Below are 19,166 nucleotides of genomic sequence, written 5' to 3' on the forward strand. Positions count from 1 at the left end.
CGGAGTGCTTGTCGGCCCTGATCTTTCAGACGGAGCGAGCGAAGAGCGCGGGCTCGGAGCCGGGAACCTGAGAGACCTGTTCTCGGGCAACCAGATGGCGAAGGTGAGCTGCACCTTCGGACAACGCCATCGTCTTTCCCATCGGGGAGATCTCGGCCCACGGCTTGTACCACTTCATCTTTGCCGCGACGTCCCACACGGTGAGCTTGTCGTCGGCGAACTCCTGGAGCAGATGATCGAGTCGTTCCTGGTGATGCTCGATCAGCTCGCCGGCGCGGCCACCGACGTCGTCGATCGGAATGCCGTGAGCGCCGAGACCGCGGGTGATGTTCATGTTCTGCACCCGCGCGAGCGAGTCGAGGAAATCGGCGAGGGCGTCACGCTCGTCGAGGGGGTACACGAAGTTGCCGACGTGAGGTGTCGTCTTCTGCAGGACGTGGTCGCCGGTGAACATGACGTCGGCGTCGTCGAGGTAGAAGCAGACATGACCAGGCGTGTGGCCGGGGGTGTAGACAACGCGGAGGCCGCGCCCGGTGAGCGCGATGATTTCGTCGTCGGCGAGAAGGCGGTCGGGAGCGGACTCGGGGCCCACCGGAGACTCACCCGCGGCAGCCAGTCGGAAGGCATCACGGTCAGCTGCGGGCGCTCCGGCACGTTCCATGTTGTCGAGCTGGTACGCCATCCACTCCTCGTTACGCGCAGTGGCCATCTGATCGAACAGGTAGTGGTCGCCCTCGTGCATGGCGATCCAGGCGCCGGATGCCTCGCGGACCCGTCCGCACAGTCCGGTGTGGTCCGGATGGAAGTGCGTGACCACGACGCCCTCGATGTCGGTCACCGAATGCCCGATCTCAACGAGCCCTGCGTTGAGGCCCTGCCAGCCGTTGTCGTCGCCCCATCCAGCGTCGACCAAGATCAGTCCGCCGGGGGATTCCATGGCGTAGACGAGCGTGTGCCCGAGCGGGTTGTCCGTGATCGGGACAGGAATCTGGAATATGCCATCACCGATGGCTGCCGCACCATTCATAACAAGTACCTCTTAACGAGTAAGGGAACGCACTCTTAGTACTTCATGTTTACCGTGCGCTCGATTGGTCGGTGACACAGGTCCTGCCTGGCGGGAGTTCGGCATGTTTTCGATCGACTTCGGATCGGTGAGAGTTTTATCGACTGAATAGTCTCATTGAGTCGAAAGTAGTTGTTGAATACGGTGTTTCGTGAGTTCGTTGCGTTGGGAGCGTCGTCGGTTGGCTGATCCGTCGAGCAGCCGCGCACTAGCCTCCGAGGGACAGGCGCGCTGTGCGGTTATCGAGAAAGACGGGTCATGCGTTTTCAGGTTCTGGACATCATTTTCAACCCACCCCATCCAGTGACCGGCGAGGAAGTTGCCCCGTCCGATCGGCTCAACCGCGTCGTCGAACTGGCGGTTCTGGCCGAAGAGTTGGGTATCGATTCGTTCTCGGTGGGCGAGCGCCATGCCGGGCCGGTTCTTTCGTCGGCGCCAACCGTCGTTTTGGGCGCGATTGCGCAGGCCACGGACAGAATCCTGCTCTCGACGGGTGTCACCGTCCTGTCGCTACTCGACCCGATTCGAGTCGCCGAAGATTTCGGAACCATCGATCAGCTCAGCCGGGGACGCCTCGAGATCGTGATCGGCAAGGGCAACGAGGTCCTTCAATACCCTCTCCTCGGTCTGGATATCTCCAAGCAGTACGAATACCTCACCGAGAACTACGAACTCCTCAAACTGCTGATCAGCGAGGAAAACGTCAAGTGGGTGGGAACCCACCGACCATCGCTCGAGGACGCGACGACGCTACCGCGTCCCTACGACGGTCCGTTCCGTATCTGGCACGGATCGGCTACCTCGTTCGAGGCCGTCGAACTCGCGGCGAAGTGGGGCGACCCCATCGTCACCGCCAACGCCTTCCAGCCTCGTGAGAACTACAAAGTGTTGATCGACCACTACCGCGAGCAGTACCTGGCATACGAACACGACCCGTCCAAGGCGTACGTCGGATCGGGTTCGGGCGGATTGTTCCTCGCCGATACCACCGAGCAGGCCATCGAAGAGTTTCGTCCGATCTACGAGGGCGCCGTTGCACAAGCTGACAAGCGCAAGCACGACCCCAAAGCGGTCGGGAAGTCGACGAGCTTCCGGACCATCGAGGAGGCCGTCGACCGTGGGCCGGCGTTGGTCGGATCCTCGGAGCGAGTCGCCGAGAAGATCCTCGACTACCACCAGAGCTACGGCCACGATTTCCAATCGGTGTCGGTCAATCACGTGCTCGACTTCGAGCAGCAGAAGGACACTCTGCGCCGATTTGCGGAAGAGGTCATCCCGCTGGTGAAGGCCGAACTGTCGACGACGCTGTGGACCTCGGCCGACAAAGATCGGGCGAAGGGTTTCACCGCCGTCGCCTGAGCCGTCAGGGTTCGGTGGTGCCATTTGTGCTTCAGTTTGCGCGGCATATGGTCGTCTTCCTCCCGGGCGGAGGCAGTAAAGCCGCTTCGGATCAGGATTCTGTCTTCTACAGCAACACCGTGGATGAGGACGGCGCAGTCAAGCTCTCCGTCGGCAGTGCGAGTGATAGTGGGCCGAGTGCCCGCGCAGATTTCGATGCTCTACCTGTGGGTCGCCAACTTACTGTCCCCGCAGCAGCAGCAGCAGCAGCAGCAGTCGACGGCGACAATTCTTTCGTCGACTTAGGAGCAGTCTCAGTCGGCATTTGGGTCCCGACGGAAAACTTGCCATTTCTGTACTCGGCCTCGGGACTGTCGAACGAACCATGGTTCTTTCCGAGATCTACCCGCCGCGCAGATGTTTGGCGCCGTCGGGCGGCAGGTCAGGGGCATAACCACGGACTTGGCGCTATTGCTGTCCCGGTTACGGTGTCGAGGTGGGCGACTGACCTCGATTTCGTTCTCTGAAATGTGAAGTGAGATCCAGCCGCATTGCGGCGAATGTGTGCCAGCCGAAACGACTCGGAGCTCGCCGATATACCGCGCTACGAAAATAGCCGGCTGCGATGCTCAGCGTCGAGGCACTGGCGTTGACAGCGTGGCTCATAGACTGACGACGCATCGACTGAAATTACGACAATGATGACAGCTACGGAGCCTGCAACTACGCCGAAACCTCGGCTCTCAAAGCGACAACCAGGCAGGTGCCGGTGCGTTGGGACTCGGTGAGCAGGCTAAGCGCAGTTCCGGAGCGGTGACGACGTTGCAGAGAGTCGATTTCCCGGTTAACGCCAGCGGCACCGCGAGCCGGATGCAAACAGCCGGAATAGAATTCGCCGTCGCAGATCTCGAGGTTTGCCCGAGATCCAGCATGCTTGCGGATGGTTCGCGATCCCCGATTACTTGATCGTGGACGTAGCCGCATGACAGATACTGCGACATACCCGCAAATAATCTCTACGACCCCATTCGAGCAAAGCGATCTCGATAGTTGGCTGACCTAAAGCTGTGGTCGTGGACGAAATTGGGCGATCTGGTCGCAGAGGTGTCGATCCTCCTCTGTACGGTATTGCGAAGTTAGCGCAGAGAACCCGTTCGAGATTTTCGGCGGTGCTCATCTTTTTCGAATCTTTGTAGCGAATAACAGTAGTGGTTTAGGTGATACCAGGGTTCGACCTTCGAGAGGGATATGGTTGTGAAGATTGTTTTTCTGCACGGAATCGGTGACGGCGATCCGAAATCGAGTTGGCTCGACGGTCTCGACCGCGGTCTCGAACAGGCCGGTTTCGGCGCGGTCAATCGGGATATGGTCATCGCACCTCGCTACAGTTCGTTCCTCACAACAGACGGTATTGGTGCCAAGCTGCCCCCCGTGACGTACAAACCGCGCGACGACTCGGCCAGTCGCCGCGGCTTTGAGCGGCGTCAGGCGAGAGTCCAGCGGATTCTGGGTCTCGAGGGCGGGGCCCGCACCTTCGGTTTCCATCGTGTGCCCGGGCAAGTTCTCGCTCCACTGCAGCAGGCCGCGATCGGATCGCTATCACTCCTGGATCTGCAGCAAGTACGCAAGTACGTTCGGGAGGAACCGGTCCGCGGAGCGATCCTGCGGCACATCCTTGACCATTTGCCCACCTCTGGCGAGATCATTCTGATCGGCCACAGCCTGGGCAGTGTCATCGCGATCGATCTTCTCGACCATCTTCCTGAAAATGTCCATGTCCGCAGGTTCATCACCATCGGTAGCCCGGCGAACGTGCAAGCCGTTCACGACAGCAGCGAGCGACTACTCAAGAAGTTTCCGTACGGCCGGGTCGACGACTGGTCGAACTTCCTCGATGTCGGCGACGTCGTCACCGGCGGCAGGGGGCTGGCGACCACCTTCCCAGGTGCCCAGGATTTCGTCATCGACAACGGCGCATCCCATGCCTCTGGGGCGTATCTCGGACATCGCGCCCTCGCCATGCTGGTTGCAGATCTTCTGTACCCCTCGAAGGAAATCGCAATCCGCACATCAGATATCGCGGTTCGTCTCAATGACAACGAGGCTTCGGTGTTGTTGATGCTGCACTACGCGCATGCGGTCCACCGCAACCTCAAAGACAAAGCGCTGGCCGAACGCTACCGACATGCACTCGACATCGTCCAGGACAACATCGTCGCTCAAATAGAGCAGGCCGCGTCAGTTAGTGGACAGCCCGTCGCAGTCGAACTACAGCAACTGAGCAATGGTCAATTGCCGATGATTCCGCATCGATGGGAGATACACGAAGTGGTCGGCGAGTTGGTGGTGCTCGCGCTGACGAACATCATCGATCCGTATGAACTCGAAATCGGCAACGCCCCCCGCGACGCACTCGCCGACATCGCCGTCGAATTGGGGTTCGTTCGTCAGCTCGGAAAGACAGTGAGCACCGCCCTCGAAGACGTCCAGAAATGCTTGGACAGTCGCGGTGGCGTCCCCTGGGGCAGGGTAATTACAGCCGCAGTCGGTCTCGCCTTGGTCGCGGCCGGACCGGTCGGGCTCATGCTCGCAGCGCCGGCTGCCGCGGCAGGTGGCGCCGCTATCGTCGGCGGGCTTGCAGCATTCGGGCCGGGAGGGATGATCGGTGGTCTCGGAATGCTTGGTGGTTTGGCCGGAGCGGGCGCGGCGGTGGCCGCGGGCGCGGCGGTAGGCGGCAGTGCCCCCGATCAGCCGATCACGGATTCGACCACGTTGATCCTGCGGGTATCGACCGAGCATGCACGCAAGATGCTCGGCCTTCCTCATGACGAAGCGCTCTGGTACCAGTTGGCGGATGTGGAGACGAAACTCTCCGCCCGAATCAACCGCCTGACGGCGTTCAGCGATCCGAAGTCGGGGCAGTTGGCTCAGCTGCAGGCAGCCAAGTCGACAATCACGAAACTGATGGCATTCATGCTCGATCGAGGATTGGCGCCGCGAGCCATCGAAGCAGCAACTGGGGAGAAGCCCTTAGCTGACATTGAAAAGGAACTCGTCGACTTCACAGCGCTGACGTGACGCGTTTCAGTGGCTGGTGAACGTCATTTCAGTCGCGAAGGTACTTGCCTCACTTACTAGCGATGCGGAATTGACCACACTATTGCTTCGATTACCGGCGGACAGGTCGCGGAGCCAATATCGGTCTGCGCAAAGATCAATGAAGCGCACTGGGCCATTGGTCAGTACGGATACGCAGTAACGCTCAACGCGCTTCCTCTCGTCAAGGGCCTCCCGATCGGTCAAACAGCGTCGGCACTAGTCGAGACGCCAACCATTGTCGCGAGTACCGCCAGCACGAGGAGTAGCTACCGAAAATTGGTGAACGCCGAATCCCAAAGGGGAAAGCTTGCTGCGTTGATAACGGCAGACGAGAAAACTCGGAACTCCGTAACGAGTTTTCTCGTCTGCCGATTATCAATGTGATGCGAATCGCTACCGGGTGAAGGCGGCACGATGCGGAGAATGCTCACGGCGGTGATCGCCGGAGTTGCTCGTTCGACACAACAGCGTGCGGGAACACACAGGAGACTGACATGAAGAGAGCGCTCATCCTCGCTGTTGGCGCATTGCTCTCGTCGTTCAGTCTTTCTGCTTGCGGCGGCCCAGGCACAGACTTGCCGTCGACAACCCCATCAAGCTCATCGGCAACAGCCGTCCCGGCAACTGAGGCCGTAGTACCTCCCCCAAGCAGCACACCCGAGGTCGCGCCGATCACCTTCGTATGCGGCGATTTCTCCCTCTACCAGTCAGGTACCGCGTTGTACTCCGATGGCACCACTGGCTACGAGGCATCCTGCGACACCTATGTGCCTCCGGCAACTACACAAGCTTCGGAAAGGGTTCTACGGTACTGCGATTACCCGGGAACTGCGGTCTACACCGATGGCTCGTACTCCACGACCGATCCGGCCTGTGCGGAGATGCGTGCGGAGGCGAACACGAATCCCGGAGGCGGTTACCCCTATGACCCTGACGAAGACCGGAACGGTGATGGTGTCGTAAACGGATACGAACGCTGCGGTGTTAAGTGTGGCAAAGAGCCGACCAGCGGTGATATCCAAACGCAGCATGGCTGCGAGCAGGGCTACATCACCGGACCTGCCTGCGAGCCATACGCAGGCTGATCTTGGGGCGGCCTCGCCCGCAATCCCAGTCGTCTGGTTGGTACAGCGACGTCTAGGGGGGGCATTGCGTCGTTGAATTGCACCGACGAAAGTAGCTGTAGGCGAGGGATTTTCGCGATTCAGGCGCGTTCGGCGCCTAAATCGGCGACTGATATGAGCTCTCTGCCAAGCCGCACAAAGGAATAGCAGGCCAGCCCGTCGTGGTCTGATTGATGAGTTCGCTGCCGGGCCGAAGGTCATTGCGCTGCACAGTAGCGAAACCGGCAGTGACGATCTTTCCGTCGTCGTTCCTGCCGCGCAAGCGAATTTCATTCGGTCGCTTTCGGTCGTCCCGAGAAGCGATGACAAACGTAAGCGTGCGTGCACCTCAGCAATCGCAGAGATGCACGCACGCAGTACGGGCAGTGGCTTGTTGCCTACTTGCTGGACGTCGAGGTGACTGCCCTAATATCAAGATCACCGTCGACGGCGTCTGCTTCATCGCCGCACGCGCAGTCACAGTCTCCGCCGCAACCGCCGGGATTGCAGTCTCCGGCGTAGCTGTCGTCATCTGCGTCGCAGTCGAGGGACCCGCCGAATGATTCAGCGAAATCGTCGTCGAGTTCGTGAGTGAAGTCGTGAACCTCGTCGATCAGGTTCAGCAGATGCTGCGGAGCGAAGGGATCGGCGTCGAGCATCGTGGAGACCAGTAGGTGGTCGCCGCTGAAGGCGAAGCGCAGGCGCGGCCATTCCTGCGCGAGTTCGATCAGTCGAGTCGCAGCATGCGAGGGATTGCCGAGGCCGGTCAGAACCGAGGACCAGACGTTGATCTGGGGGCCGTCGTCGGCGACGGTCACGTAGACGACAAATCCGTGAACCGGCACGACGATGTCGCCGTCGTCATCGGTGGCAGGCTCACTGCCCAGTAGTTCGGCGAGAGTTTGAACGCACAGGCGAACCAATTCGTCGCGCTCGTCCGTCACCAAGGCAATTGCGCCGTTGATGTGGAGGGGCTGGTCGGCGGTCGTGTCTTGGTCGCTCATGGATCCTCATGTTCTGTGCCAGTCCGAGCAGGCGCTGGGCACTGTTTTCGTGCGGTAGCTGTCAGGTCTACGGTAATCGGCGCACACTATTGTCCGTGCAGTGGATGATTAAAGATGCCTGCCACAGGTCCGCGCTGATCAGGACTTGACAGCCGACCAGCGACGTGACGCGAGCCCCGACAAAACGGGCAACCTTGTGGCAGTGAGTATCTCGGCTTGTCGGTAGGTAGATCTAGCCTCCATAGATGACGGGTCAGCGAGTTCGGCGAGCTTCACATCTGCGTTTGGTACCTGCATATCAAGCGGCGCAAAGCCAGATGAAGGTCCTTACACCGAGGCAGATGCGGAATCAGCGTCGACGGCCGGCGGCGGCGAACTTTGTCGTGCGGATCGAAATCGATTGCATCACGCCGCCTATTTGGAGACGGTTTTCGGTTCCGTCGAATATTGAACTGGACCAGCTTCATTCGATTGTGCAGGCGGTGATGGGATGGGGAGATCAACACGCTCATCAGTGGGTGAGTGTCCATCATTCAACGGACAATGGCCCAGATCGGTACATCGCGCCAGAGGTGATCGAGCGCGACGGATACCAGGAAGACGAGTTTGGTGAGGACGAAGTCCGGATCGACGAGGCAGTTACCGCGGTCGGGGAGTACGTCCGTTATGAGTACAACGCCCGCGCAAGGTGGAGTCACACGTTGGTTCTCGAGCAGATTGTCGAAGACCAGCCGATTTCTGAGCCATCTTGTCTTGACGGTGCGAGGGCGTGCCCGCCGGAGGATTCTGGCGGTCCGATCGGGTATCGCGAGTTCCTGAACGGGCAGGCGAGTAATGGACTGTTCGATCCCGAACGTTTTGTTCCCGCAGAGTCCAATGCAGCGGTCACCATTGCAGTGGCATTGCATAAGTCACCGCCTGTGGGAAGCTCGCTGTTCGAGAAGTTCTTGCGCCGCTTGTCTGTTCATTCCGCGCCGAAACTGTTTGCCGCAGTTGCCGAAGCGGAGCTTCGTGGCGGATACGACAACTACTTCGAGGTGATGCGTGAAGGAGCAACCCGTCAACTGCTGTGGCTGCTGAACTCCGCGCGAGGTGGTGGGATTGTCTTGACGGCATCCGGGTCACTGCCTCCGGACCTTGTTGCGTATGCCCGAGACGAACTCGATTGGGACAGTGACGGGATCGATGTCATGGCAGGGAGTGACTCGCAATTAGCAGTACTCGTTGAAGTCGCAAAGACACTGAGATTTGTCCGGAAACTCCGAGGCACATTGCTTCTGACTCGACTCGGCGCGTCAGTGCTTGCATATGAAGGCGAGCTGTGGCGTCACATCGTGACGGCCATGCCGTTGGGAAAGGGCGAGTTGGCGCAGGAAGCCGGCCGAATTCTGTTCCTTACGTTGGCTGCCGGCTTGTCGGAGTCCGAACGTAGTGAAGTGATGATCGAAGGCCTCACGGCATTGGGTTGGTCGACAACAGACGGAACACGCCTATGCGACGACGATTGGACGTGGATGGTGCGAGACACCCTCTTGTACCTGCGAATGATCGGGGCGATTGTCTCCAATCCGCTGGACCAGCATGTTTCCGCCGATCCCGAGTGGGGCCGACGGTTTGCCAGGATGGTCCTGTCGATGTAGGTACGCGATCGAATCGAGAATCGATTTCAATCGATGCGGAGTTGTTATATGCGCTGGAAGCGCACGATTTTTCTGCGGCGGAAACATGAATATTTTCGGGTGGAAAAATATCGGAGTTTTTGTTCGAAATTGCCATCATGCTATGGTCGATTCTCAGTTGTTGAATTGCGTGGTCGAGCCAAAAGCTTGCGCAGAAGATTTATTTTGTGGAGGTTGGGTTTCCGAAAAGACGAAGTGCGTGTTGCTAGTCAATTGAATATGTGACCGGTGTTGGTATGGCGGTCGCTCCTAGGGCGTGCAGAAACGAAGCGCAAAGATCCTGAACAGGGGTTTTGTGCTTTGTTCTGTCGATTATGTGCGAAGGATGTGGCATGTGACGGGGTCCGACATGGTCCAGTTCAGTACCTTGGTAATTGTTTCACTGCTTGTTGCTTTTTATGGTGGAACTTTTCTGATTTCTCTTCGTATTGGTAAGAAACAGGAAAATGCCGACGGTTTTATGACCGCCGGAAACAAGTTAGGATTTGGTGTTTCGGCCGCGAGTATGACGGCCACCTGGATTTGGGCGTCGTCGATGTACGCATCCGCCACTTCTGGCTACACCTACGGAATCTCCGGCCCCATTCACTACGGTTTATGGGGCGCGTTGATGATTCTCTTCATTTATCCGTTTGGCCAGCGAATTCGCAAAGTAGCGCCGAAAGCCCACACCCTGGCTGAGGTCATGTACGCGCGGCACGGACGCTCGAGTCAGCTGATGCTCGCGGGCTCCAATATCGTCGGTAGTCTCATCAGTTTGATGTCGAACTTCCTCGCTGGTGGTCTGCTGATCGCGTTGCTTTCGCCGTTCAACTTCATCCAGGGTGTGTTCATCGTCGCGTTGGGCGTTTTGCTGTACACGCTGTGGTCGGGCTTCCGCGCTTCGGTGTTGACCGACTTCGTTCAGCTGATCGGAATGCTCGGTGCGGTAGCAGTTTTGGTGCCGTTCATCTTCTTTGCGGCGGGGTTCCCGGCAGCCTTCGAATCCGGGGCAAGCAACCTTACTGCTGAGCAGGGCAACTTCTTCTCGAGCGTTGCCTTCTTCGAACAGGGTGCGCCGTACATCGCGGCAGTTCTTGCCTACGCAATCGGCAACCAGACCATTGCCCAACGTCTGTTCGCGGTCCGCGAAGACCTGATCAAGCCAACCTTCATCACCGCAACCGTGGGATATGGCGCCACTGCCACCGGCGTCGGAATGCTGGGTGTTCTCGCTCTATACCTCGGAATCGAGCCGATGGATGGTGACGTCAACAACCTGATTCCGCAGATGGCCGCGTCCTACCTGCCCGGAATTTTGCTGGCTGTCTTCTTTGTCATGATCATCGGCGCGCTGTCATCGACGGCGGACTCGGACCTTGCTGCGCTCTCGTCCATCGTGATGACCGACGTTTACGGCCAAGCCGTCGCAGGCAAGGCTAATGCGAACCCTCGACGGATGCTGCTCATCGGCCGAGTAACGATGATTGTTGCCACGGCGGCGGCTATCTCCTTGGCAAGTCTGCAATTGAGCATTCTGGATCTGTTGGTGTTCGTCGGCGCGCTGTGGGGCGCGCTGGTGTTCCCGGTTATTGCGAGCTTCTATTGGGGAAAGGTCACCAACAAGGCCTTCACTGTGTCGGTGCTGGTGGCTCTTGCTGCCTTCTTGCCCGTCCGATTCAGTTGGGTGCCGATGGATGGGATGTTCGGGATTCTCTCCGACATCGTTGCCGTTCTCGGTATCGGAGTGGTGCTGGGGCTCATGACATTTGGATTCTTCGGTCTGAAGGTTGCGCAGATCGTCGGTGGCCTGGCGATCGTGCTGTCCGCGCCGTTCGCGATCGGCTTCCTGCACGATTACCCAACGCTCAGCGGATCTTTGGTGGCCTATGCCGTCAGTACCGTCGTGTGCTTTGCGATGTCCGTCAATCAGCGTGAGACGTTCGATTTCGAACTCATCAAGCAGCGGACCGGAGACTTCGACGAGGATGAGCTTCCTGCCGTGGGAGCGTCCGGAAAGTAACCGTCGAGACAAGTGGAAGGGATACGGATGAGTACAGCTCTACTGACCATTTACGTTCTGATCTGGCCGGCGTTGGTGCTGGTTGTCTTGGGAGTCATCAGCAAGGGGTTCTTCAAGGATTGGGCAATTGCCCGCCGCAAGGGTGAAGATCTGGTCTAACTTTTCACGCCGCCACCGACGGACTTCTTGTCGGTGGCGGCGGTCATATTGCGTCGGACACAGGGGTCGGCGTTATAGTTGCCCAGTGCAACACGACGGAGCAATGGCGCTCACCGGTCCACCAGCCGTTCATGACGAGCTGGTGCACCTCACGCGGCAGCTGATGACGGGGGATCGGCATTCCGATGACCACCCGTCGATCGCGCAGCATTCCTTCCTCTCCTTCATCGGCCGCAACGACGGCTGCAAGGCCACGGAGATCTCCGAAGTTTTCGGCGTCAACCGCTCGACCATCTCGCGCCAAGTGCGCGGGTGCATCGAGGCAGGCTGGGTGTATGCCGATCCGGGATCCGTTCGTCAGGGCAATCCGCTGCACCTGACGGAGGCGGGCCGCAAATACCTCGACGCCGCCGACGCGCGTCGGCTCGACCAAGTCGCCGGCAGGCTGCACGATTGGACCGAGTCCGAGGTCGCAGACTTCGCCCGCGCACTCCACCGCTTCAGAATCAGCATCGAATCGCAGACCAACGGAGATGACACCCTGTGAGTGAGTACAGCGCCAAAGCCCAGTTCACCATCTCCGACAATGAGTCTGTGGTGCACACCGTCTTCACTCACGCCGAGCGCACGCCCGAACTGACGGTGTTCTCCCGCCCCAAGGGAGAGGGTTGGGTAGATGTAACGGCTAAAGAGTTCGCCGAGCAGGTCACCGGCGTCGCAAACGGTCTCATCGCTGCTGGCGTGCAGGCAGGCGATCGCGTCGCACTGCTCTCCGCGACCCGATACGAGTGGACACTCTTCGACTTCGCCATCTGGGCGGCCGGCGCGGCTACCGTTCCGATCTACGACTCGTCGTCTCAGGGCCAGGTCAGCTGGATCCTCGAAGACTCCGAGGCCGTCATCGCGATTGTCGAAACCGGCGCGCACGAGCAGCTGTTCCAGGACGCGCCAAGCTCTCTCAAGGCCGTCATGCAGATCGACGACGGAGCAGTCGAAAAGCTGACCGCACAGGGTGCCGACGTTGACGACACCGAGCTGAAGAAACGGCTCGCGGGCATCAAGGCCGACGATCTGGCGTCGCTCGTCTACACCTCTGGCACGACAGGCCGTCCCAAGGGATGCATCCTCACACATCGCAACTTCCTGTCCGAGGTGCGCGGGATTCTGACGGCATCGATCGGCAAGGTGGCGGTTCCGGGAAACCGAGTCCTGACCTTCCTGCCGCTCGCTCACGTACTGGCCCGCGCGGTGTCCCTTGCGACGTTCGAAGCTGGCGCTTCGCAGGCGCACTGGTCCGACTTTGCCACCATTACAACTCAATTCGAGCGGTACAAGCCCAACACCATCCTCGGTGTTCCGCGTGTGTTCGAAAAAGTTCGTGACGGCGCAGCACGCAAGGCGGAATCCGGTGGAAAGATCCCCAGCGCGATCTTCGCCTTCGCCGAAGCCACCGCCAAGGAGTACAGCCAAGCCCTCGACAAGGGCGGTCCCTCGCTGATCTTGAAGGCGAAGCACGCAGTGGCAGACAAGCTCGTGTACTCGAAGCTTCGTGAGGCTCTCGGCGGCCAGTGCTGGTTCGCGATCTCCGGCGGCGGCGCCCTCACTCCTGAGTTGGGGCACTTCTTCCGCGGGCTCGGAGTTCCGATCTACGAGGGCTACGGTCTCACCGAAACCACTGCGGCGCACTGCGTCAACGTGCCGGGTGCTCAGAAGATCGGAACCGTCGGACAGCCGATGGGCGGCAACGGGGTACGCATCGCCGAGGATGGCGAGATCGAACTCAACGGTGGAGTCGTCTTCAAGGGTTACTGGAAGAACGACAAGGCCACCGAAGAGACATTCGTCAACGGCTGGATGCGAACCGGTGATCTCGGTGAACTCGACAGCGACGGTTACCTTTCTATCACCGGACGCAAGAAGGATCTTCTGGTGACGGCGGGTGGCAAGAACGTCTCGCCAGGCCCGATGGAAGACCGTATCCGTTCGCATTCCATCGTCTCGCAGGCAGTCGTCGTCGGCGACGGGAAGACCTACATCACGGCGCTGCTGACCGTCGATCCCGAGGTGTTCGAGAAGTGGAAGGCGGAGAACGGCAAGCCTTCTGGCGCCAGCGTCGCCGAACTGCGTGATGACAAGGACCTTCGAGCGGAGCTGCAGAAGGCCGTCGACGACGCCAATGCAGCTGTCTCGCATGCGGAGTCGATCAAGAAGTTCGTCATTCTCGATCGCGATCTGACCGAGGAAGACGGTGAGATGACAGCGACGCTCAAGATCAAGCGCAATGTCGTCGTCGATCGGTTCTCGAAGGAGATCGAAGGAATGTACGCGAAGAGCTAGGTACGTTTGGGGAACTGCTCGCGGTAAGCCATCACGTCATCGAGGCGGAACCTGCGGTGGGTGCCGCGTAGTTCGATCGGGAGTTTCCCGGCGTCGGCGAGCTTGCGTACATACGTGTCCGAAACGCCGAGGATCTCTGCTGCCTGCGAGGTGGTGAGGAGTTCTGCGACGGGCCCGAGAGCGACGCTGTCGCCAGCCGCGAGGTAGGTCAGGAGCTGCACGACGGCGTCGCCGACCGACGGAGGAATCTCGATCCGGACACCGTCGAACACCAGCGTGGTCGTGTCCGTCGAGGTTGCGGCCCTCTCGGCCAAGGCCGTTTTGATTCGCTCGGCAGCATCGCCGTCGACTGCGGAAACGATGTGGTCGATGCTCACGCGATGTATCTCCGATCGAAGGCAGTATTTCGCAAGCATAGACAGCGACAGTGTCCGTGGGCACGCTGGATGGCGCTGTGTGCGTTGCATTACATGAGTGCCACGGGCGGAAAACGATTTACCCACGTAGATCGGAATTCGAAGGTTTTGGCGCCCAAAGATATTCGACTCGACGCATATGTAACTCACCAAATTTGGTGTACCCGCAAGTAACATCCTGAGCGTGGCTAGACGATCGGTAACGGTGAGATTCGACGTAGAGGAACTGAGGGCCCTAGAGACCCTCCAAGAGCTCACGGGCGCGGACATTTCCAGCGTCATACGTGAAGCTGTGATCGAGCATGCTCGCCGATGTGTTGCGCAGGGAAAGCCCCGCGACATCGCCGAGCGACGCAAATCGCTGACCTTGCAGGAAGCCTTCGCCAAGTATTCCGCGTTGTGCACAGGTGAGGAGCGGGAAGCGTCGTAGCGCATCTGTCGATGCGATGGTGACCGGTTGAGTTCACAGTGATTCTGACTGTGGCGCTGGGTAGTTCGTTCGAGGAATATTGCGGCAACAGAAATGTTGCGTAGACCTCTGACAGGAGTTGGCCAGTGACGGACGTCCTCGAACTCTCCACCGATGTATTGGTGATCGGTGGTGGCCCCGCCGGCGCATGGGCAGCGTTGCGCGCGGCCAAGGCCGGTGCAGATGTCGTCCTGGTCGACAAGGGCTACTGCGGAACGAGCGGCGCAACGGCCCCCTCCGGAACGGGTGTTTGGTACGTCGAACCGGATACGACTGCACGTGAGCGGGCAAAGGCCGGACGCGAGGCGCTCGGCGGATATCTTGCCGACCACCACTGGATGGACCGCGTCCTCGCGCAGACCTACTCCAACATGGATCTCCTCGCGGTGGAGGGCAGATATCCCTTCCCCGTCGACACCAGCACGGGCAAGCAGATACGCACCGGCTTGCAGGGGCCTGAGTACATGCGGCGGATGCGCACCTGGATTCGTCGAGCCGGGGTGCGCATCCTCGACCATTCGCCGGCACTCGAGTTGTTGGTGGACGGTGAGGGCCGAGTTCGCGGAGTCGCCGGATATCAGCGTCACGAACATCAGGACTACCGCGTATCGGCAGGCGCGGTAGTGGTCGCCAGCGGAGGTTGTGCGTTTCTGTCCGGTGCGTTGGGCACCAATGTCGATACCGGTGACGGTGCATTGATGGCAGCCGAAGTCGGAGTCGAGTTCTCCGGCATGGAGTTCTCCAACGCGTACGGAATCGCAGCGGCCGGATCGACGATCACCAAAACTGCCTACTACGCGTACGCGACGTTCTTCCACGCTGACGGAAGAGTGCTCGAAGGAGCCGGTTCGGCGAAGGGGAGGTCCGTCATCGCCAGCACGTTGCGGAACGAGCCCGTCTTCGCGCAGATCGATCGGGCCGACGCCGAGGTGCAGCGTCGAATGAGGCTGGGGCAACCCAACTTCTTCCTACAATTCGATCGCCGCGGAATCGATCCCTTCACCGACAAATTCGAAGTCGGGATGCTCGCCGAAGGCACTGTTCGCGGGACTGGGGGAATCAACGTCGTCGACGACGATTGCGCGTCATCCGTTCCAGGACTGTTTGCCGCCGGGGACGCTGCAACCCGAGAGAGAATCTGTGGCGGCTTTACCGGCGGGGGAAGTCACAACGCCGCGTGGGCGATGTCTTCTGGTTCATGGGCGGGAACCGGTGCTGCGCGCTATGCGCTGTCGGTCGGACGCGGGTCTACCAGTGTTCTTCACGGAGCCGGAACCGTCGGATTGCGCAATCCGGTACGTACCGGATTTGCTGCCGACGATGTGGTGAAAGCTGCTCAGGCGCAGCTGATTCCCTTCGACAAGAACTACCTCCGCAGCGGTGATCGAGTATCCACAGCGCTGAGTGAGCTCGAATCGCTGTGGGGTGCAGTGAGTGCAGACTTGGGAGCGGATCCTGCAGGGCGGATGGCAGCGCGGCAAGCGGCCGCGATCACGGCTGTCGGTCGGTGGATGTATCACTCGACCTTGGCGCGGACCGAGACTCGGGGAATGAGCAAGCGGGACGATTTTCCCGAACTCGATGTGACGCAGCACCATCATGTTCTCACCGGTGGTTTGGATTCGGTGTGGACCCGGACTTCCGAATCTGTCGGATCTGCACTGGTGGCGTCATGATCGAGCTTGTGTCAGCGCCGGCATGCATCGGCTGTGACAAGTGCGTAGATGTATGTCCTACAGATGTTTTCGACCGGACGCCGTCGGGCGTCCCGGTGATTGCGCGCCAATCGGATTGCCAGACCTGCTTCATGTGCGAGGCCTATTGCCCGACGGATGCGTTATACGTGCATCCGCAATCCACACCGCTGGAAATGGCCGATGTGATCGAGGGCGATCACATCGGCCGCTACCGAGAGAAGATCGGATGGGGCAAGGGAAGGGCACCCGGGTCGCTGACCGCGGTGGGTCCCGAGGTGCCCCGTCCGGTCACGACCTGACGAGAATCTTGACTGCAGTGTCGTTGTGCTCGATCAGAGTGGTGAATCCTTCGGAGATCAATTCTTCGAGCTGAATGCGACCGGTGATGAATGGCGCTAGATCGACGACACCGTCCTGGACCATCTTGATTACCGCTTCATGGTCACGGACGTACGCGATGGTTCCGCGTAGATCGATTTCCTTGAGGACCAGCTTCTGCATGTCGATGGTCGCGGGCTTGCCCCAAATCGATACGTTGACAACAACTCCGGCGGGCCTGACCGTGTCGAGCATGGTGTCGAGTACTGCGTTGACGCCTGCGCACTCGAAACCGATGTCTGCGCCGATGCCTCCGCTGAGTTCGAGGACGCGCGCTTTGACGTCTTCGGTGGTGGGATCGATGACGTAGTCGGCGACTCCACTGGAGAGGGCCTTGGCTTTGCGGGCTTCGCTGAGTTCGGTGACGATCGTCGTGACACCCAGACCCTTGAGGACTGCCGCAACGAGGAGTCCGATCGGTCCGGCTCCGCCCACGATGGCGACGTTGCCGCTTTCGGCACCACTGCGCACGACGGCGTGATGGGCGACGCTCAACGGTTCGATGAGAGCTGCCTCGTCGAGCGGGATGTTGCCGATCTTGTGGATCCAGCGACGGTCGACGACGACCTTCTCGCTGAGTCCGCCACCGCCGCCGGCCAAGCCGATGAACCCCATCTTCGTACACAGGTGGTAGTTGCCCGCCTTGCACGGGGCGCACTCGTTGCAGACGAAGTACGGCTCGACGACAACATTTTCACCGACCTCGACGTCCGTGACACCTTCGCCGACCTCTTCGACGGTGCCGGAGAACTCGTGGCCCATCGTGACCGGCGCATTCTCGTGTGAGAGTGGATGCGGGTGTCCGGGTGCGGAGATGAAGATCGGTCCCTCGAGGTACTCGTGGAGATCGGTGCCGCAGATTCCGCACCATGCGACCTTCAGCTTGACTGTTCCTGGCCGCAATTCGGGCTCAGGGATCTCTTCGATCCGGATGTCTTTCTGCCCGTGGAACCGTGCTGCCTTCATTGATCCGCACCTCACTTCGTTGTGAATCCCCTGGTAGATCGACGCTAGGCCGATTATCGGCCCGGGTGAAGGGTTGCAACGGAATGCAATGGGGTGGAACCGATCGGTGCTGGGGAGCGTCCAATACTGTGAGCGGGCCGCGAACGAGGGGGAGTGCTGTGGGAGTGAGGGGTGCAGTGGTCTTGGTCGCGGCCGCGCTGTTGGTTGGGGGTTGTTCCTCGACGGTCGAGGGGCATGCAGTACGAGCCGACGACGCTGTTGGGCTATTTGACCCTTGTAGCGGTATTAGCGACAGTGCCTTGCGGTATGTCGGCGTTGATCCGGCGACTGAGGAACGCGGGATTCTTGGAGTTCAGATTCCACGATTTGAAATCTGCTCATGGGATGGGACGGGAATTTCGCTGAGCGTCTGGTCAACAGACCACACTCTCGACGAAGTCGAAGCGAACACCAACAATGCCGATGTAAGGGCTGCGAATGTTCATGGCGGCCCTGCTATCAAATTCGGGCAGCGTGACGATGCGACCGGACAGATTTGCTCAGTAGCTTGGACGACCAATCAGGGGGTGCTGATCGTTCGGATCGCCCCAGATTTCGGTGAGACGCCGATCGACCCGTGTGGCCTCGCCTCGACGATTACCGACAAACTCTTCCCGGAGCTCCCCAGATGAATCGCTCGCTTGATGAAGGTGGTGCTACGCATGAGTTCAAATGAGGACTCCGGGGCCGAGGTTTCGTTCTCGCTGGATCCGGACACGGCGCGATTGCTAGTTACGGCATGCGGCGAATACCAAATGACGTTGGAGCATTTGTCTGTTGCTGCTGCGAAACTGAGTTGGGTTGGTGGTTTAGGGACGCTCGCATCAGGTCGAGCGCTTCAGACGAAGTTCGAGGAGAAGGCCGTCGGTGGCCACGATGCGCTCGTCGATGTGTTGGCGAGTCATATCGCGGTCGTGGAGGCAATGCAGGCTCAGTTTCAAGCCTGCATCGACAACGCATTGAATCAGGAGGCGTCGAACGTCTCGACTTTGTGGTCGATCGACCAACCGAACTGAGTCAGTGGATGTGTTGCTGCCAATCGGCTGGGACACGACCCTTAGGTCCCGGCGTCGGCTGAGCTACGGGATGTGAAGTGGGCGCCGCCAATTCAGGTCCGTCGTACGCCTCATTGGTTTCGAAGCTCCAGAACCAATCCTCACCGGGTTCGTAGCTCTGCATGAACGGATGCTTCGTCGAGGCCGCATGCTTGCTCGCGTGCTGTGACGGTGAGGAGTCGCAACACCCCACGTGACCGCATTGCGCGCATCGACGCAGGTGCACCCACCAACCGCCGCTCGCTTCGCATTCAACGCATCCCGCGCCACTGGGCGGCACGCTCGGCTCGATCCCCGCTGGAAGTCCGTCGGTCATGGTCCACCCTCTCGCTGACTGAAGTCGGTCATTTCATCGTGCG

General features: G+C 59.7%; 18 protein-coding genes. 13 read left to right on the top strand and 5 right to left on the bottom strand.

Annotation, left to right across the window (positions count from 1 at the left end; translation table 11 throughout):
* Positions 1 to 25: 25 nt before the first annotated feature.
* Positions 26 to 1,027, bottom strand: a complete 1,002-nt coding sequence (locus tag ACWF6P_RS30255) for an MBL fold metallo-hydrolase (RefSeq protein ID WP_452623499.1) — start codon at positions 1,025 to 1,027, stop codon at positions 26 to 28.
* A 297-nt stretch (positions 1,028 to 1,324) separates the two neighbouring features.
* Between ACWF6P_RS30255 and ACWF6P_RS30260 the strand changes: the two genes are divergently transcribed.
* The 3 genes from ACWF6P_RS30260 (at position 1,325) to ACWF6P_RS30270 (ending at position 6,588) form a co-directional block, all read left to right on the top strand.
* Positions 1,325 to 2,425: an LLM class flavin-dependent oxidoreductase gene (locus ACWF6P_RS30260; protein WP_452623500.1), complete on the top strand. Its 1,101-nt coding sequence runs from the start codon at positions 1,325 to 1,327 to the stop codon at positions 2,423 to 2,425.
* 1,233 nt (positions 2,426 to 3,658) lie between these two features.
* On the top strand, positions 3,659 to 5,482 hold the full coding sequence (locus ACWF6P_RS30265; RefSeq protein ID WP_452623501.1) for a hypothetical protein: 1,824 nt from the start codon (positions 3,659 to 3,661) through the stop codon (positions 5,480 to 5,482).
* A gap of 515 nt (positions 5,483 to 5,997) precedes the next feature.
* The gene (locus ACWF6P_RS30270; RefSeq protein WP_452623502.1) at positions 5,998 to 6,588 is read left to right on the top strand and encodes a hypothetical protein; all 591 of its coding nucleotides are present in this window, start codon (positions 5,998 to 6,000) and stop codon (positions 6,586 to 6,588) included.
* 416 nt (positions 6,589 to 7,004) lie between these two features.
* Here ACWF6P_RS30270 and ACWF6P_RS30275 read toward each other — a convergent pair whose 3' ends face one another.
* Positions 7,005 to 7,610, bottom strand: a complete 606-nt coding sequence (locus ACWF6P_RS30275) for a T3SS (YopN, CesT) and YbjN peptide-binding chaperone 1 (protein WP_452623503.1) — start codon at positions 7,608 to 7,610, stop codon at positions 7,005 to 7,007.
* A gap of 341 nt (positions 7,611 to 7,951) precedes the next feature.
* Between ACWF6P_RS30275 and ACWF6P_RS30280 the strand changes: the two genes are divergently transcribed.
* From ACWF6P_RS30280 to ACWF6P_RS30300, 5 genes are all read left to right on the top strand, one after another.
* On the top strand, positions 7,952 to 9,250 hold the full coding sequence (locus ACWF6P_RS30280) for a plasmid pRiA4b ORF-3 family protein (protein ID WP_452623531.1): 1,299 nt from the start codon (positions 7,952 to 7,954) through the stop codon (positions 9,248 to 9,250).
* A 388-nt stretch (positions 9,251 to 9,638) separates the two neighbouring features.
* Complete coding sequence (locus ACWF6P_RS30285) at positions 9,639 to 11,291, top strand: sodium:solute symporter family protein (RefSeq protein ID WP_452623532.1); 1,653 nt, start codon at positions 9,639 to 9,641, stop codon at positions 11,289 to 11,291.
* A gap of 27 nt (positions 11,292 to 11,318) precedes the next feature.
* Positions 11,319 to 11,450, top strand: a complete 132-nt coding sequence (locus ACWF6P_RS30290; protein WP_047889221.1) for a putative transporter small subunit — start codon at positions 11,319 to 11,321, stop codon at positions 11,448 to 11,450.
* 103 nt (positions 11,451 to 11,553) lie between these two features.
* The gene (locus ACWF6P_RS30295) at positions 11,554 to 11,997 is read left to right on the top strand and encodes a MarR family winged helix-turn-helix transcriptional regulator (RefSeq protein WP_007726042.1); all 444 of its coding nucleotides are present in this window, start codon (positions 11,554 to 11,556) and stop codon (positions 11,995 to 11,997) included.
* Complete coding sequence (locus ACWF6P_RS30300) at positions 11,994 to 13,787, top strand: AMP-dependent synthetase/ligase (protein WP_452623504.1); 1,794 nt, start codon at positions 11,994 to 11,996, stop codon at positions 13,785 to 13,787. Before ACWF6P_RS30295 ends, ACWF6P_RS30300 begins: the two co-directional genes overlap by 4 nt.
* Here the strand turns inward: ACWF6P_RS30300 and ACWF6P_RS30305 are convergent.
* Complete coding sequence (locus tag ACWF6P_RS30305; protein ID WP_452623505.1) at positions 13,784 to 14,164, bottom strand: helix-turn-helix domain-containing protein; 381 nt, start codon at positions 14,162 to 14,164, stop codon at positions 13,784 to 13,786. The two genes, ACWF6P_RS30300 and ACWF6P_RS30305, sit on opposite strands and share 4 nt — an antisense overlap.
* Positions 14,165 to 14,387: 223 nt before the next feature.
* Here ACWF6P_RS30305 and ACWF6P_RS30310 point away from each other — a divergent pair, with 223 nt between their 5' ends.
* From ACWF6P_RS30310 to ACWF6P_RS30320, 3 genes are all read left to right on the top strand, one after another.
* The gene (locus ACWF6P_RS30310; RefSeq protein WP_238054068.1) at positions 14,388 to 14,633 is read left to right on the top strand and encodes a hypothetical protein; all 246 of its coding nucleotides are present in this window, start codon (positions 14,388 to 14,390) and stop codon (positions 14,631 to 14,633) included.
* A gap of 125 nt (positions 14,634 to 14,758) precedes the next feature.
* Positions 14,759 to 16,348: an FAD-dependent oxidoreductase gene (locus tag ACWF6P_RS30315; protein ID WP_452623506.1), complete on the top strand. Its 1,590-nt coding sequence runs from the start codon at positions 14,759 to 14,761 to the stop codon at positions 16,346 to 16,348.
* Positions 16,345 to 16,668: a 4Fe-4S dicluster domain-containing protein gene (locus ACWF6P_RS30320; RefSeq protein WP_452623507.1), complete on the top strand. Its 324-nt coding sequence runs from the start codon at positions 16,345 to 16,347 to the stop codon at positions 16,666 to 16,668. The genes ACWF6P_RS30315 and ACWF6P_RS30320 overlap by 4 nt, the downstream gene beginning before the upstream one ends.
* Here ACWF6P_RS30320 and ACWF6P_RS30325 read toward each other — a convergent pair.
* Positions 16,658 to 17,713 carry a 2,3-butanediol dehydrogenase gene (locus tag ACWF6P_RS30325; protein ID WP_003941279.1) on the bottom strand — a complete coding sequence of 352 codons (1,056 nt, stop codon included), beginning with the start codon at positions 17,711 to 17,713 and terminating at the stop codon, positions 16,658 to 16,660. The two genes, ACWF6P_RS30320 and ACWF6P_RS30325, sit on opposite strands and share 11 nt — an antisense overlap.
* A gap of 83 nt (positions 17,714 to 17,796) precedes the next feature.
* Between ACWF6P_RS30325 and ACWF6P_RS30330 the strand changes: the two genes are divergently transcribed.
* Positions 17,797 to 18,384 carry a DUF3558 domain-containing protein gene (locus ACWF6P_RS30330; RefSeq protein WP_452623508.1) on the top strand — a complete coding sequence of 196 codons (588 nt, stop codon included), beginning with the start codon at positions 17,797 to 17,799 and terminating at the stop codon, positions 18,382 to 18,384.
* Positions 18,385 to 18,414: 30 nt separating this feature from the next.
* Positions 18,415 to 18,768: a hypothetical protein gene (locus ACWF6P_RS30335; RefSeq protein WP_452623509.1), complete on the top strand. Its 354-nt coding sequence runs from the start codon at positions 18,415 to 18,417 to the stop codon at positions 18,766 to 18,768.
* Between the two features lies 1 nt (position 18,769).
* Here the strand turns inward: ACWF6P_RS30335 and ACWF6P_RS30340 are convergent, their stop codons facing one another.
* Positions 18,770 to 19,123, bottom strand: a complete 354-nt coding sequence (locus ACWF6P_RS30340) for a UBP-type zinc finger domain-containing protein (protein ID WP_452623510.1) — start codon at positions 19,121 to 19,123, stop codon at positions 18,770 to 18,772.
* Positions 19,124 to 19,166: the final 43 nt, after the last annotated feature.

The organism is Rhodococcus sp. NPDC055024, from assembly GCF_053608585.1.

Excerpts from the sequence above, each read along its gene's own strand:
- ACWF6P_RS30255 (WP_452623499.1), bottom strand. The coding sequence starts at position 1,027 with ATGAATGGTGCGGCAGCCATCGGTGATGGCATATTCCAGATTCCTGTC.
- ACWF6P_RS30260 (WP_452623500.1), top strand. The coding sequence starts at position 1,325 with ATGCGTTTTCAGGTTCTGGACATCATTTTCAACCCACCCCATCCAGTG.
- ACWF6P_RS30270 (WP_452623502.1), top strand. The coding sequence starts at position 5,998 with ATGAAGAGAGCGCTCATCCTCGCTGTTGGCGCATTGCTCTCGTCGTTC.
- ACWF6P_RS30275 (WP_452623503.1), bottom strand. The coding sequence starts at position 7,610 with ATGAGCGACCAAGACACGACCGCCGACCAGCCCCTCCACATCAACGGC.
- ACWF6P_RS30280 (WP_452623531.1), top strand. The coding sequence starts at position 7,952 with ATGCGGAATCAGCGTCGACGGCCGGCGGCGGCGAACTTTGTCGTGCGG.
- ACWF6P_RS30285 (WP_452623532.1), top strand. The coding sequence starts at position 9,639 with ATGGTCCAGTTCAGTACCTTGGTAATTGTTTCACTGCTTGTTGCTTTT.
- ACWF6P_RS30290 (WP_047889221.1), top strand. The coding sequence starts at position 11,319 with ATGAGTACAGCTCTACTGACCATTTACGTTCTGATCTGGCCGGCGTTG.
- ACWF6P_RS30295 (WP_007726042.1), top strand. The coding sequence starts at position 11,554 with ATGGCGCTCACCGGTCCACCAGCCGTTCATGACGAGCTGGTGCACCTC.
- ACWF6P_RS30320 (WP_452623507.1), top strand. The coding sequence starts at position 16,345 with ATGATCGAGCTTGTGTCAGCGCCGGCATGCATCGGCTGTGACAAGTGC.
- ACWF6P_RS30325 (WP_003941279.1), bottom strand. The coding sequence starts at position 17,713 with ATGAAGGCAGCACGGTTCCACGGGCAGAAAGACATCCGGATCGAAGAG.
- ACWF6P_RS30330 (WP_452623508.1), top strand. The coding sequence starts at position 17,797 with ATGCAATGGGGTGGAACCGATCGGTGCTGGGGAGCGTCCAATACTGTG.
- ACWF6P_RS30335 (WP_452623509.1), top strand. The coding sequence starts at position 18,415 with ATGAGTTCAAATGAGGACTCCGGGGCCGAGGTTTCGTTCTCGCTGGAT.
- ACWF6P_RS30340 (WP_452623510.1), bottom strand. The coding sequence starts at position 19,123 with ATGACCGACGGACTTCCAGCGGGGATCGAGCCGAGCGTGCCGCCCAGT.